General features: G+C 43.3%; 10 protein-coding genes. 5 read left to right on the top strand and 5 right to left on the bottom strand.

All coding sequences use genetic code 11. The features are described 5' to 3' along the window. The first annotated feature begins 62 nt into the window (after positions 1-62). A complete protein-coding gene (pstA, locus tag QUA70_RS05875) occupies positions 63-986 on the top strand; it encodes a phosphate ABC transporter permease PstA (protein WP_333345539.1) in 924 nt (307 codons plus the stop codon). Beyond that, positions 980-1,783, top strand: a complete 804-nt coding sequence (gene pstB, locus QUA70_RS05870; RefSeq protein WP_333345537.1) for a phosphate ABC transporter ATP-binding protein PstB — start codon at positions 980-982, stop codon at positions 1,781-1,783. Before pstA (QUA70_RS05875) ends, pstB (QUA70_RS05870) begins: the two co-directional genes overlap by 7 nt. A gap of 52 nt (positions 1,784-1,835) precedes the next feature. On the opposite strand, the gene pstB (QUA70_RS05865) is transcribed toward pstB (QUA70_RS05870), so the two are convergent. From pstB (QUA70_RS05865) to QUA70_RS05855, 3 genes are all read right to left on the bottom strand, one after another. Next, a complete protein-coding gene (gene pstB, locus QUA70_RS05865) occupies positions 1,836-2,651 on the bottom strand; it encodes a phosphate ABC transporter ATP-binding protein PstB (protein WP_333345535.1) in 816 nt (271 codons plus the stop codon). A gap of 163 nt (positions 2,652-2,814) precedes the next feature. Beyond that, the gene (gene pstA, locus QUA70_RS05860; protein ID WP_333345533.1) at positions 2,815-4,737 is read right to left on the bottom strand and encodes a phosphate ABC transporter permease PstA; all 1,923 of its coding nucleotides are present in this window, start codon (positions 4,735-4,737) and stop codon (positions 2,815-2,817) included. Between the two features lie 482 nt (positions 4,738-5,219). Then, positions 5,220-6,659 (bottom strand): IS1/IS1595 family N-terminal zinc-binding domain-containing protein, encoded by a 1,440-nt coding sequence (locus QUA70_RS05855; protein ID WP_445251613.1) that lies wholly within the window; start codon positions 6,657-6,659, stop codon positions 5,220-5,222. A gap of 183 nt (positions 6,660-6,842) precedes the next feature. On the opposite strand from QUA70_RS05855, the gene QUA70_RS05845 reads away from it, so the two are divergent. Together QUA70_RS05845 and QUA70_RS05840 are read left to right on the top strand one after the other, a co-directional pair. Then, a complete protein-coding gene (locus QUA70_RS05845) occupies positions 6,843-8,351 on the top strand; it encodes a UbiD family decarboxylase (RefSeq protein ID WP_333345531.1) in 1,509 nt (502 codons plus the stop codon). A 323-nt stretch (positions 8,352-8,674) separates the two neighbouring features. Further along, the gene (locus QUA70_RS05840; protein WP_333345529.1) at positions 8,675-12,970 is read left to right on the top strand and encodes a hypothetical protein; all 4,296 of its coding nucleotides are present in this window, start codon (positions 8,675-8,677) and stop codon (positions 12,968-12,970) included. Positions 12,971-13,064: 94 nt separating this feature from the next. Here the strand turns inward: QUA70_RS05840 and QUA70_RS05835 are convergent, their stop codons facing one another. After that, positions 13,065-13,277: a helix-turn-helix transcriptional regulator gene (locus tag QUA70_RS05835; RefSeq protein WP_333202000.1), complete on the bottom strand. Its 213-nt coding sequence runs from the start codon at positions 13,275-13,277 to the stop codon at positions 13,065-13,067. 20 nt (positions 13,278-13,297) lie between these two features. Further along, positions 13,298-13,510, bottom strand: a complete 213-nt coding sequence (locus tag QUA70_RS05830) for a helix-turn-helix domain-containing protein (protein ID WP_006635455.1) — start codon at positions 13,508-13,510, stop codon at positions 13,298-13,300. Positions 13,511-13,640: 130 nt separating this feature from the next. Here QUA70_RS05830 and QUA70_RS05825 point away from each other — a divergent pair, with 130 nt between their 5' ends. Continuing rightward, complete coding sequence (locus tag QUA70_RS05825; protein WP_333345527.1) at positions 13,641-13,883, top strand: hypothetical protein; 243 nt, start codon at positions 13,641-13,643, stop codon at positions 13,881-13,883. The last annotated feature ends 140 nt before the right edge of the window (positions 13,884-14,023 follow it).

The following is a 14,023-nucleotide window of genomic DNA, read 5'->3' as shown; positions in this document are numbered from 1 at the left end:
AAAAGAATCAGAACTCCTTACCAATTACCAATCATCAATTGCCAATTACTAACTACCCAAATATGGCAGTAAAAAATATACAGGAAATCCGAAAAATAATTGCAAAAGCTAAGCTGTGGGACAGCATTTTCGCTGCGATCGGCTTATTGTTTATGCTAGTAGGTGTGGTTGTCCTGTTAGCATTAATCATTGATTTGGCGATCGATGGTTTACCGCGTCTTTCCTGGCAATTCTTGACATCGTTCCCATCCCGTCGCCCGGAAGATGCAGGCGTACTGTCTGCTTGGGTAGGCTCGGCTTTAGTAATGTTAGTAACAGCTTTAGCAGCGGTTCCCTTGGGTATTGCGTCGGGTATTTACTTGGAAGAGTACGCCCGGAAAAATTGGGTTGCTGATTTTATCGAAATTAATGTCACTAATTTAGCAGGCGTTCCTTCAATTGTTTATGGACTTTTAGCTTTAGGTTTCTTTGTATATCAATTAAACTTGGGTCAGAGCATTCTCACTGCTGGTTTGACTTTAGCACTGCTGATTTTACCAGTAGTAATTGTTACTACTCGCGAGGCACTGAGGGCTATTCCTAATGAGATCAGGGAAGCTTCCTACGCCACAGGCGCTACCAAGTGGCAAACGATTTCGGATCACGTTTTGCCATACTCCGCTGGCAGTATTATGACAGGAGTAATTGTGGGGTTGTCAAGGGCGATCGGAGAAACAGCACCTCTAATTACAATTGGAGCCCTCACCTTTATTGCCTTTTTGCCAGACTCTCCCCTGCAAGCCGAATTTCCTTATGTTTCGTTTAAATGGCTGATGTCACCCTTCACAGTCATGCCCATGCAAATGTTCAACTGGGTATCGCGCCCGCAACCGGAATTTCAAAACAACGCCGCCGCAGCAGGCCTCATAATACTGGCGATGACCTTGGTGATGAATGGCTGTGCAATTTATCTCCGCTATATTTTCCGCAAAAACATCAAATGGTAAAAAAAATCACAACCAACTCTTCCTCTTCAACTAACGTTAAGGCAAAAGCTGAAGTCAGAAACCTGAATTTTTTCTACGGTTCAACTCAGGCACTGAAAAATATCAACCTAGTTGTTGATGATAAAAAAGTCACCGCGCTAATTGGCCCGTCTGGCTGTGGCAAAACTACGCTGCTGCGGTGTTTCAATCGGATGCACGACCTCTATCCCGGCAATCGCTACGAAGGGGAAATCTTGCTGGACTCAGATGAGATTAATATCCTCAGCCGTAAGGTAGATCCCATCGAAGTTCGGATGCGGATCAGCATGGTGTTTCAAAAGCCAAATCCTTTTCCCAAGTCAATCTATGAAAATGTAGTTTATGGGTTACGGGTGCGGGGTCAAACGAAGCGCAGCGTCATGGATGAAAAAGTCGAAAAAGCTCTGCAGGGCGCAGCTTTGTGGAATGAAGTAAAAGACAGATTAAATGATTTGGCGTTTAATCTTTCGGGAGGCCAACAGCAGCGGTTGTGCATTGCTAGAGCTCTCGCAACCGAACCTGAGATAATTTTATTTGACGAACCAACTTCTGCCTTAGACCCGATCGCAACTTCCAGCATCGAAGCTTTAATTGCCGAGTTGAAAGAACAAGTGACAATTTTAATTGTCACTCACAATATGCAGCAAGCCGCACGGGTTTCTGACTATACAGCTTTCATGTATTTAGGTGAAATGGTCGAGTTTAATCAAACTAAGACTATTTTTAACAGTCCTGCCAAGCAGCAAACGCAAGAATATGTAGAAGGTCGATTTGGATAATAAATGACTCAATTAAGGTGCGTTACAACTAGATATAACGCACCCTAATTTTTCAACTAATTACACTATCTATGCGGCTATAAGTCCCCACATAATCAGAGGTCGTTTTATGTTGAGGACTCAGGAATATAGAAGGAGCTGAAGCATACTCTACAAGTTCGCCCACTCGCCTTCCTTCTTGAATCTTGATATTGAAAAAGGCAACAAGGTCAGCCACTCTTGAAGCCTGCTGTAAATTGTGCGTGACTATAACAATTGTGTAATGCTTCTTAAGGCTGTTAATCAATTCTTCTATGCGTAAAGTTGAAATTGGATCGAGCGCTGAACAAGGTTCATCCATCAAAATTACCTCTGGTTGAAGTGCTAAGGCTCTAGCAATGCAAAGTCGCTGCTGCTGGCCCCCTGATAAAGTCATAGCATTTTTATTAAGCCGGTCTTTTACTTCATCCCACAGCGCTGCTTGACGGAGAGAATCTTCGACAAGCTCGTCAATATTTCCCCGATAGCCGTTGACGCGAAGTCCCAAAGCAATGTTCTCGTAAATCGATTTGGGGAATGGATTGGGTTTTTGAAATACCATACCGATGCGGCGGCGAATCTCTATGAGATTGAACTCTGTGATGTCTCGATCGTAAAAAGTAATTTTTCCAGTTATTTTAGCGCCTTTAACTAAGTCGTTGATGCGGTTAAAACAGCGCAGCAGAGTCGTTTTTCCGCAGCTAGAAGGGCCGATAAATCCTGTAACTTGATTTTTGTAAATTTCCATATTGATTCCTTGTATGGCTAAAGTGTCATTGTAGGATACGGATAGTTGCTGGACGCGCAAAATAGCTTCTAGGGGTGTTGGCAATTCAAAATCTGTTTGCATAGGTACAAAGAAACTGCGTATTGGCGATTGGGAATTGCAGATAGGGGGGTGTAAGGAAGAAGCAATAATTTATCCATTACACTCCTAATCCTTGATTTTTAGGTTTACAGGTGCGGATTTTTATTGCTACTTGGGTGAGGCTTGCTAATTGCTTTTTGATGCTTTAAGCTTGTTTTTTGCTACAGCTATCTCGCAATATTATAGCCGAAATATTCATCACAAATAGAATGCCAATTAGCAAGATAATTGCTGCTGCTGCATTTTGTTGGAAATCGGCTTGACTTCGAGAAACCCAGTTAAATATTTGAACTGGTAGAGCGGTAAAAGGACTCCGTAACCCCTCCAGAGATAAAGCAGGCGTAAAGGTAATAAAAGCCGATGCACCTACCGCAATTAGCGGGGCAGTTTCGCCAATTGCGCGGGAAAGGGATAAAGAAATTCCCGTTAAAATACCGGGCATTGCAGATGGCAGGACTAGATGCCACAAAACCTGCCACCGAGTCATTCCTGTAGCGGTGCCTCCTTCGCGCAAGCTATGGGAAACGGCGCGCAGTGCTGAACGAGTAGCTATAATTATTGTGGGTAAAGCGATTACTGATAGAGTGAGGGACGCAGAAAGTAAACTGTACTTGCCAGTCAAGAATCCTAATCCGTGAACAAATACTCCCAGCCCTAGCAAGCCATAAATAATAGAGGGCATTGCTGCTAAATTTGCAATGTTAATTTCGAGGAATTCGCTAAATAGATTATTGGGGACATATTCTTCGAGATAAATGGCTGCTCCTACTCCAATGGGAGTAGCGAAAATGGCAGTTAATACCAGCAAGCAAAAAGTTCCCGCTAAGGCTACGTAAATTCCTGCTTCTTCGGGGTTTCTGGAAGCAAATGACGTGATAAATTGCCAGTTAAGGCGCGAGAGACCATCTTGAGACACATCAAATAATAAAAGCCCTAGAACGGTTATTAAAACTAAAGGTGGAATAGCTGTGAGAATTATGAATATTCGATCGAGGAAGTGACGTTTGGTGAAACCAGGCTGAAAAATGTGAGGAAATTTTGGTATTTTTTGAGGGGAGTATTGAGCGATATCTGACCGAGAATTAATAGCTAAACTTTCTTGATTTACCTCCTGGCTGCAAATTGGGACTTCTAACATTAAATCGCGGTGGCGCCGGACAAGCAAGTGACTCAGTGTGTTGAGGATCGAGGTCATCAAAAATATGACAGTTCCTACTGTAAAAATAGTGTGAAATTCTAGAGAATTTATAGGTACATCGCCCAAACTTACTTGAATGATAAAAGCAGTCATTGTCGATACTGCTTCTAGCGGATTCAGAGCAAAGTGGGGATTTTGTCCTGCTGCAATGGAGGCGATTAGGGTTTCTCCCAAACAGCGAGAAGCTGCTAATGTAAAGGAGGCAATGATGCCGGGAAATGCGATTGGTAAAATTATTTTAGTAATAATTTCTGGTTTAGTAAAACCTAAAGCATAAGCTGCTTCTTGTAATCTTTTTGGTACATTTTGAATAGCGTCTTCACTCATAGAAGATACAATAGGTGCAATCATTACGCCAGTGACTAAACCTGCGCTTAAAGGGCTAAACCCGGCTAGATTGGGGATAAGTTTTTGCAGCAGCGGGGTGACAAATAACAGAGCAAAATAGCCATAGACTACAGTGGGGATGCCCGATAGAGTTTCTATAAATGGTTTGAGCAGATAACGCACTCTATGGGGAGCGTATTCGCTGAGGTAGATGGCTGTGAGCAAGCCAATAGGCACGGCAACAGTCATGGCGATCGCCGTTGTCAACAATGTGCCGCTGGCAAGTACCATAATGCCAAAGGTTTTATTGGGAAACAGCGGCGTCCACTGCGTATCTGTCAAAAATCTCCACAAAGGTACTTCTTGGAAGAAAATTGCTGTTTCATAAATCAGGACTGTAATAATTCCTAGGGTGATCAATGCGGGAATACACCCAAGTATTCCCAATAGAGCGTGTAAAGCATACTCTTTCCACATAGCTGAGGTTAAATTGCGCTGCCAAAGCTTAGACTCAGGTGGCAGATGCGAAGGGGCAGTTTTCATTTAAACCTGGGCTTTTGATTGTTGGCGATCGAGAGTGTATTGAGACTTTGAAAATAATTAATTTTTCGTGCTAGTTAGTGAGGGAGTAATTGTTATTCAGTAATTGAGTCGCTCCAAACTGACTCAAAAAATCAGCTTTAAAAACTAATAACTAAGGATTGCTAGTAGATGGTTATTTAAAATAACTGATGTCCTCTGATAATTTATCACAATAGCTAATCAAAAATGGTTAAGAATAGGTAAGCAATTCGATAACTGAGGGTTAAAGCCTCGGACTGGTTGAAAGAAAAGTGGGCCGCCCGATTAAAACCTGACAGGCGAAAAGTTGTCTGTTTGACCTTAATCTTGAATACGATCGCCAGGGAGTACATGAGCGTAGTCGAAGAGCGAGCGTTACCTAAGCACCTTGGCGACTGCTATAGCTTGTAAGGTACGTCCAAGCGCACCTTACCCTCACAATTTATGACTTTGGAGTCATATATTTAATCCGTAACTTTGGCGATCGCCACTTCATAAATCTTACCGTTTTTCTTAACTTTAAATATTTTACAGGACTGCAAAAAATCGGCAAATTTGGTGCCCAAATCCAGCGATTTCAGCTTTTTAGTAATTGGTTGACCGTATTGCTTTTTAAATTCGCCGGCTACCTGGGGAATCGGAATGTAACTACCTGGAGATTCAGCAGTTAATGCCAGTACAATTTTTGCTACCGATGCTTCGAGGGCGGCAGATAATTCAATTTTTGAAGCGGAGGGTTTTTGAACGAGTCCCACTTGATGTTCGGTACCGATTAATATTATTTTAAAAGTAGCTGATTGCGACTGCAAAAATTTGATCAAACTAGAAGTTTTACCCAAAAAGCTTTTTACAATTAAATCAGCATGAGAGTGATATTTAGCAAAAAAAACTTTCTTAATTATTGTTACAAGAATAGCATCCTCTTTCAACTCATTTTTTGCACAGTCAATTATTTCTACAAGTATATTTTTTAAAACATCCAGGGACTCAATAGCATTTGAATTGACAGCAGGTATTATTTCTGGCAAATTTTGCTCCGCAATATTTGGAGGAACAGCAACGGTCGCCAAAGATGGTTCAAGCACTGGGGGAACTTGGTTTTGTGCTGACTCCGACAGTGCTGCTGTATGGGAATTTGTAGAATTGAACGCAACATTACGGCGTTCTTGAAAAAGCTCAGCCACACTAGAAAAACGAGCGATTCGCTCATCAATAGATTTGTGTTCAGCCTTCAACAACTCAGCAACTTGATTAGCCAATTCTTCAAAACTAGGGATTTCCTCTTCCCTTTCGCAAGAATAGTGCTTGCTCTCACCATTCTGACAGTTTTCTACAGACAAAACCGAATTTTGCCGACGCACCCGAAAGACAGTCACTCCCTGATTTTGCAACTGATTGCAAAGATGATTTAACAAACCATCCGAAGAACAGACAAAAACTTGTCGCACATCCCGATATCGATATAAAATAGCAGCGCCAAAAGCAATCATTTTACCATCAGCACTATTAGCACCACCCGGAACGTGAATTAGTTCGTAACCGCGATCGTAAAGTTCAGCATCCAACTTGCCCGTACTCGGGTTTTTCCAGTTAGCAAAAGCAATTTTAACTTGCAGGGGATAGTCGCACAAACCGGCTAAGAATTGTTCTGTATTAACCTTAAGTTTCAGATTTTCGGCATCTAACAACAAAATCGCAATCCCGCCGGACTCTGTGGTGGTTGCAGACTCGATTCCTTGCGGGATAACTTCGCTTAACTCTGTTTCAGTGCATTGGCGACTGAAAGACTGCGGACTCAACCGCTCAAAAAAATGTTTGCGGCAAGCTTTGCAAAGATACCGCTGGTGCCCGTTGGGACGGCCGTTTTTACGAACTTGGTCAGATTCGCATTGAGGACATTTCATTAACCCATTATGCAGCCTACTCCCGAACCGAACAAGGCATCACCTATCTTCTTCTTTCTCTTCCTTCGCACCCTTCGCGTCTTCGCGGTTCGTTAAATAGATATTCTTTGAGGGGTTCAAGAGTAAATTGTGGCAGTCGATCGGCTCATAATAACAAAAGAACGTTAACAATTCTTAAAAAAAATGGCAAGAGACTTGCGGGGATTCCTAAAACTACTCGAAGAACGGGGACAACTGCGCCGGATTAGCGCCTTAGTCGATTCCGACCTCGAAATTGCCGAAATTTCCAACCAAATGCTGCAAAAAGGCGGCCCTGGATTGCTGTTTGAAAACGTCAAAGGGGCCGAATTCCCCGTCGCAATCAACCTGTTGGGTACGGAACAGCGCGTTTGCTGGGCGATGAACATGGAAAAGCCGATCGAACTAGAAGAGCTCGGCAAAAAACTGGGAATGCTGCAACAGCCAAAACCGCCGAAAAAGATTTCCCAAGCGATAGAATTCGGCAAAGTGCTGTTTGACGTAGTGAAAGCCAAACCCGGCCGCGACTTTTTCCCAGCTTGTCAGCAAGTGGTACTTGAGGGAGAAGGGCTGGATTTGAACAAAATCCCGATGATTCGCCCTTATCCGGGAGATGCGGGCAAAATTATCACCCTGGGTTTGGTAATTACCAAAGATTGCGAAACGGGCACGCCGAATGTGGGGGTTTATCGGTTGCAGTTGCAGTCAAAAAACACGATGACTGTACACTGGTTATCGGTGCGGGGCGGGGCGCGGCACTTGCGGAAAGCGGCGCAGGCTGGTAAAAAGTTGGAAGTTGCGATCGCCCTTGGAGTCGATCCTTTAATCATCCTGGCTGCTGCAACGCCAATTCCTGTAGATTTATCGGAATGGTTATTTGCCGGACTTTACGGCGGTTCCGGCGTGCAATTGGCGAAGTGCAAAACCGTAGATTTGGAAGTACCGGCGGACTCGGAAATTGTGTTAGAAGGAACGATTACGCCGGGGGAAGTTCTGCCCGACGGGCCCTTCGGGGATCACATGGGTTATTACGGCGGCGTGGAGGATTCGCCGTTGGTGCGGTTCCACTGCATGACGCACCGCAAAGACCCGATTTATCTGACGACATTTAGCGGGCGGCCGCCGAAAGAAGAAGCAATGATGGCGATCGCGCTTAACCGTATTTATACCCCTATTTTGCGGCAGCAAGTATCGGAAATTGTCGATTTCTTCTTACCGATGGAAGCCCTGAGTTATAAAGCCGCAATTATCTCGATTGATAAAGCATATCCCGGTCAAGCGCGCAGGGCTGCTTTAGCATTTTGGAGTGCATTACCGCAGTTTACTTACACTAAGTTTGTGATTGTTGTCGATAAAAGTATCAACATTCGCGACCCGCGTCAAGTAGTTTGGGCAATTAGTTCTAAAGTCGATCCGGTTCGGGATGTATTTATTCTGCCGAATACGCCTTTTGATACGTTAGATTTTGCCAGTGAAAAGATTGGTTTGGGAGGCAGAATGGGGATTGATGCTACTACGAAGATGCCGCCGGAAACCGATCACGAATGGGGGGAAGTTTTGGAGTCCGATCCTGATGTGGCGGCGATGGTAGAAAGGCGTTGGGCTGAGTATGGTTTGGCCGATTTGAATTTGGGTGAAGTCGATCCGAATTTGTTTGGATATGAGATGAGGTAGGGAAGCGCAGAAATTCACAGGCGAGACGCCTGTTCCACAAGTTTGTAGGGTGCTATCATCGCAAAGCGTAAGCACCTTACATCTGCGATCGCGCTCGAATCAAGCAAGCAAAACAGCGAGAGTTTTATTAGAGAGCAGATTCTAGCCATTTGTAATCAAGCAACTTATGCTATATTGGCTAGTGAACCGGAGCGATATCACTTTTATATTCAGCTAGAGGAATTGTTTGGTTAACCAACTTATAAGGGTTATTCAGGAGAAGGCTGGCTTCTCTAAATATCCATCTCGATCGAGATAACTTATCTATCTAAGTAGATTTAACTATGTCTGCTTTTACTCGACAACTTAATAGAGACGCATCGGACACCATTCGAGGATATGTCTATCAGGTTGATCTGACCATTGAGCGTTGGCTTTCTTTACAACCCGGAGAGTTCCTAGAACTAGAGTGTGGCGAAGATATAGATAAAATTTACCGTTCACTTTCTGGAGAAGAGGAAAGACGACTCGAACAGGTCAAAAACTACAACTCTTCTGTTACGCTTTGGAGTGCTGTGACAGCCATTGCTAATTTTGTTGAGCATCGTAAGAATAATTCGCAGGAGACATTAAATTTTCTTTACACAACTACTGCCTTAGTTACTAAAGAGAGACCTTCTCCAGAAATGCTTAAGAAAAAAGAAGGAATTTTTGTATGGGAACAGCTCCGCCAAGGGACTCTAACAGAAATCTCTCAAAATGAAGCTTTAGAGGGAATCCGTATAATTCTAAGTAAAGACTCTAAACCCGAAAAGTGTTCTGATACAACTTGGGCCGTATTTCGGAATTTTATCACAGCCGCTAGCAACGAGGAACTACTCGATCTAATTTGTAGCTTTGAGTGGAGTACGAATACACCCGATCCTCAATCATTAAGAACTTGGATTCTACAAACCCTCATTAAACAAGAGTATGCTACAAATGAAATTCAAGCAAAGGAGCAGTATCAAAGGCTTTTCCTCTATGTTTTTAAACTACTTTCTCAGCCTGATATCAAACAACTCACAGTAGAAGAGCGAACGCATCAGCTTTCACTTCCCACGCTAAGTGACAGAGACCATAACCTGTTGCAAAATCTTATAGTTAATGTCTTGAACCTTGAATCGCGTGTGGGGACTCTGGAGCAAAATTTTACACAGTTGCCCGATGCGATCGCTTCACAAGTTAATGACCAAGTGCAGCGCTTGATTCAACAGCAGGGTGTTGATGTAGCAATTAATTACTTTCCAACTCCACCAAATATTAGTATTCCCCTGCTTGCAGAGAATCTAAGTCATAGGGAGCAAACTGTCAAATCAATAATAAGCATTTTCAACGATTATAGTTGGATAGCCATTGACGGTATGGCTGGAGCGGGTAAAACCCACCTCGCTATATTAGTGGCTCAAGCTATTGGCACTTGTCGTGCTTGGGTGCGGTTGCGGGACTTAACCCGTAGAGCAGGCTGTCAGCAATTAGATGCGGTCTGTAGAGAACTAACGGGCACAACATCGCAAAGCAATCAATACGAGTGGTACTGCCAGCTATGTGAAAGACTTGGTGAAGGTGCAATGCTAGTGCTGGACGATCTGCCAGAACTTTCAGGTAGTGATGAACTTTCAGAAAAACTGATTCAGCTAACGAGAGCGTGCAGATTACATGATGTTCGGATCTTGTCAACCAGCCCCTATCAGCTTCCATTCAGTCTTGAGGAATTTATAGGAAATACAATTCTTCATTCAATGAAAGTTCCACTTTTTACTGATGATGAAGCTGCTGAAATCCTTCAATCTTACGGTGCACCAAGTTCTTTGATTAGTGCAAATTTGCTCAGAGGCATAAACGCAATCGCACAGCAACACCCAGTATTACTCACTACTATTGCACGAGATTTAAGCAAGCACAGTTGGCAACTTAATGAAGAAGTATATGAGAGGCTACTCAAAGGTGAGTATCAAGCTGCACTCAACAGCCAGATAACTAGGCGTGTATTGGATTCTGTTGAGGATGAGAATACCAGAGAGTTGTTATACCGTCTCTGTTTGCCCGTTGGTAGCTTTTCGCTGATTGAGGTCCAAGCTGTCGCATCTGTTAACCGAGTTTTGGAAAGACCTAGCGAGCGCCTACATACTCTAGTTGGACTTTGGGTGCAACGCGATGTTGATGAAGGTTTGCTCATTTCTCCCCTGGTTAAGCAACTAGGCGAAAATAATTTGTTGGTTGAGACGAAAAAATCATGCCATTTAGCGTTAGGAAACCTGATTGTATCTAGACACCAACTTAGCCCGCAAGATGTTCTCAATGCAATTATTCACTTCCTTGGTGCAGAAGTTTTTGACCGAGCTGGCTTGATGCTGATTTCGGCTCTTCGAGAACTAAATTCTATGGAGATTTTAGTTAATGACAGAGCATTGCTATCTTTATGGGGTAGGCTGCCACTTCCTGAGCAAATGGATCTGGACCTTCGTATCTTTCTGCGTGGTGAGCAAATTGCTGCACGACACAAATATGGTAAATCTATATCTTATTTAGTTCAAGACTTAGATACACTCCTTGAGCAGGCAAGCGATAAAAATGCTATAGGCGTTCTTGCAGCCATGATGGCTACTAACTCTGTCTTTGACAATGACCCTATACGTGCCAATAGATATTTAAGAACTGCACTCCACTTTCTACCATATGCACAAATACCGGGTAGCAATGAGCCAGCATTTTCTGATGAAGGATTACTTGGATTCATGATTTGGACAAATAGCCAAGGAATCACTTCTCCGGAGCATCTTCGCGATTGGATTAGCACCATAGAGCAGCTTACTCTTGAACAGAGGCAGTTTGCCTTTAATCATGAGGTAGCTGAACAAGGTTGCTTGGTGGTTTCAGAAAAGTTATGGCTTAAAGAGGCTGAGAAGCCTCAAGAAGAACAGGATTGGTCAGCAATGCTTGCTGCCTATGAAGACTTGGCAGAACGTGCTAATAAACTTGATTTAGAGCTGCTATGGGCGTGTGCTATACGTTCTAAAATTATTGTTTTAGGAGATTATCTTGGAGATGTAAATGCCATAGTAGCTGTTGCACAAGCAGCACTTCAACAAGCATCTGAAGATCCGCGAGTTCGGTTTTTGATCCAGGAACTCGTAGGGCAAAAATATGTACTCATTAACCAAAAAAATCATGCTGTTATCTGGCTCAGCAAAGCATTAAGTGAGGAAACAAATGCTTATCCCTCTAGACGCCTAAAAGTTCTCATATATATCAGTATTGCAACTGGAGAGCAAGATGCTCAGTTAGCAGTTGAATTTGCTAGACAGGCCGTAAATTTAGCAGAAACTAATAGTCTTATTGATAAGAGCGAACTGGTAAAAGCACTTGGTGAACTTGCTATTAGCCAATGGCTAGCTGGCAACTCATTAGTATCTGTGTTTGAATCTTGGGAGCAGGCTGGTGAGCAGCTTTTGGCTTGTAGGTCAGATACAGAAGACTGGAAAAAACTCTTTGTTGTATATGGTCATGTATCGGGTTATTTCTCTAATCTAGCCCGTACTGGTAGTCCTCCAACTAAAACACTGGGTGGCGAAGATTACGCAGCACCGCAGCGAGGTATTCTTTTTTCTCAAAATCCAGGATTAGTAGATTATTACGACAGAAATCGAGAAAGTACGGTTTTGGTCAATTTAACATTTTTTGCAGCTTCCGTTGGCAATGATGAGCGAGCAGCAGTTTGGGCTTTGAGAGGAATTGATGATGCAAGGGATACAAACCAGCGTGCTGTTTTCGCTCGTCTTAGTCTGGAAGCTTTTCCGTATCTACTTTTAGATGCCCGTTATGCTGAAGTCCTGGATTTTGCGATGGATGCAGGAGCTTTTTTTGCTGCCAGCACACAACTGCTTCAGATTGGTCAACTTCCGCAAGGATTCGAGCTTGATGTCGAAACCATTTTAGGTAACAAGCCTAGTGAAATATGGCGGAAGGCAGAACATAATGCAGCCTTAGTTGGACTACTCCCCGTTGTTTTCCGGATTGGTACAGTGGCTCTCCGCTCTGTTGAACTGGCGCGCTCACAGGCCACAGAAGTAGCAGCAATATGTCGCCAAATTAGTGCAACAGCAGTGAAGCCGCAACTTTGGTTACAAGCAGCAGAGCTACTCGAACAAATTTACTTACCAGAAGTTTCATATAGCGAAATACTAGATCTTAGTAACAGGTTCGATCCTCAAACCGAAGAAGTGTTTCTAGCAATTGGCTACTTAGTTGCCACGCAACAAAATGATACTCCGCTTGAAACAGATATTCTCCTGCATATGGCGATCGCACCTTTCATATACCAACATCGTGAACCCTTATCTGCGACATATCGACAAGTAATTTTACCTTTTTTCATAGATTATTGGAAGATTAAATTTGAAAGGGTGCCACTTCGGTTGCGTTCAACATCATTGGTTAGTGGATTTTTGAATAGAGCAGAAAACTTGCGTGAATCTCAAAGGCTGCAATTTGTCTTAGGGATAATGGCATTTGCTCTTAATGTCAGGTTGCCACCGGATTTTGCCAATTTTACTATGGCTTCTGCTCCTGAAGTTGCTAGTTTTTTATCTGAGTTGTAAAACTTCTCTTCACTAGGCTAATCCTGTTGGCGATCGCAGCAATGTAATATTTTTTATTATCGAACTAATCCTATATTCCTAACGACTAATCAGCCTACTCTTCCAAAATCTCCACTAAATCTTCGATCGCAATATCGAACGCACGGGCCATCTTGTCCAAAGCTGTGTAGTCAACGGTAGCCATCCCTGGAGAATTAGCATAGGTGGCGATCGTGGTGTATGGAACACCTGTTCTGTTGGAGACTTCCCTTAGAGTCCAACCCTTCTCTTGAGCAAATTCTCGAACTCGCAGCCTAATTCGTCCCATATTCCCAGCAAAAAATCAGCCTACTCTTCCAAAATCTCAACTAAATCTTCGATCGCAATATCAAACACGCGAGCCATCTTATTCAAAGCTGTATAGTCTACAGTTGCCAGTTTGGGAGAATGGGCATAACTTCTAACGGTACTGTAAGGAATGCCCGATCGCTCAGAAACTTCTTTCAACGTCCAACCCTTCTCTTCAGCTAGTTCTCGAACCCGCAACCGAATTAGACCCATCTTGCACTTGACAGTCGATACGAACGTATCATAAGATTAATATTATCAAATTAGCGATCGCCCCCTGACCTGAGAAATCTAGAGCGATCGCCTTTCATTCACCACCCACAAAAGTGGGAAGGATTTTCCTATGATACCAAAACAATCGACATATCGTGATCGACTTCAACCTTGGTGCATAATTCGCCACCTCCCCAACTGTCAGCGGTTAACAGTCGCCCGTTTCGCCCGCCGCCCCGATGCCGAATCTTACCTAAATGCACTGCGCCGCTTAATGCCCGCAGTCCCGCATACAATTGTTTTCGTAAATGCGCTGTCTGTCTTAGATGAAAACAGCGTTCCAATTCCGATGCAATTGTCGATCGAAGTTTAAGCGTTAAAAAGTTTGCTGCGGGAGAAATCGACTTAAAATATTTAGATGAATCAGGATTTTGTACTCCCAAGCGAACCGAGTTACACTTATTACAAACGAGGACAGCAAAAACGGCTAGAACAAACGAAGAGGCGTGGTCG

The organism is Microcoleus sp. LAD1_D5 (genome assembly GCF_036702115.1).
Lineage (GTDB): Bacteria > Cyanobacteriota > Cyanobacteriia > Cyanobacteriales > Microcoleaceae > Microcoleus.
Note: the sequence above shows the minus strand (reverse complement) of the source record. Positions and strands in the feature narration are given on the sequence as shown.

What these genes read in the sequence shown, in the direction of transcription:
- QUA70_RS05855 (WP_445251613.1), bottom strand. Translation starts at nt 6,659, where the DNA reads ATGAAATGTCCTCAATGCGAATCTGACCAAGTTCGTAAAAACGGCCGT.
- pstB (WP_333345535.1), bottom strand. Translation starts at nt 2,651, where the DNA reads ATGCAAACAGATTTTGAATTGCCAACACCCCTAGAAGCTATTTTGCGC.
- QUA70_RS05825 (WP_333345527.1), top strand. Translation starts at nt 13,641, where the DNA reads ATGATACCAAAACAATCGACATATCGTGATCGACTTCAACCTTGGTGC.
- pstA (WP_333345533.1), bottom strand. Translation starts at nt 4,737, where the DNA reads ATGAAAACTGCCCCTTCGCATCTGCCACCTGAGTCTAAGCTTTGGCAG.
- QUA70_RS05830 (WP_006635455.1), bottom strand. Translation starts at nt 13,510, where the DNA reads ATGGGTCTAATTCGGTTGCGGGTTCGAGAACTAGCTGAAGAGAAGGGT.
- pstA (WP_333345539.1), top strand. Translation starts at nt 63, where the DNA reads ATGGCAGTAAAAAATATACAGGAAATCCGAAAAATAATTGCAAAAGCT.
- pstB (WP_333345537.1), top strand. Translation starts at nt 980, where the DNA reads ATGGTAAAAAAAATCACAACCAACTCTTCCTCTTCAACTAACGTTAAG.
- QUA70_RS05840 (WP_333345529.1), top strand. Translation starts at nt 8,675, where the DNA reads ATGTCTGCTTTTACTCGACAACTTAATAGAGACGCATCGGACACCATT.
- QUA70_RS05845 (WP_333345531.1), top strand. Translation starts at nt 6,843, where the DNA reads ATGGCAAGAGACTTGCGGGGATTCCTAAAACTACTCGAAGAACGGGGA.
- QUA70_RS05835 (WP_333202000.1), bottom strand. Translation starts at nt 13,277, where the DNA reads ATGGGACGAATTAGGCTGCGAGTTCGAGAATTTGCTCAAGAGAAGGGT.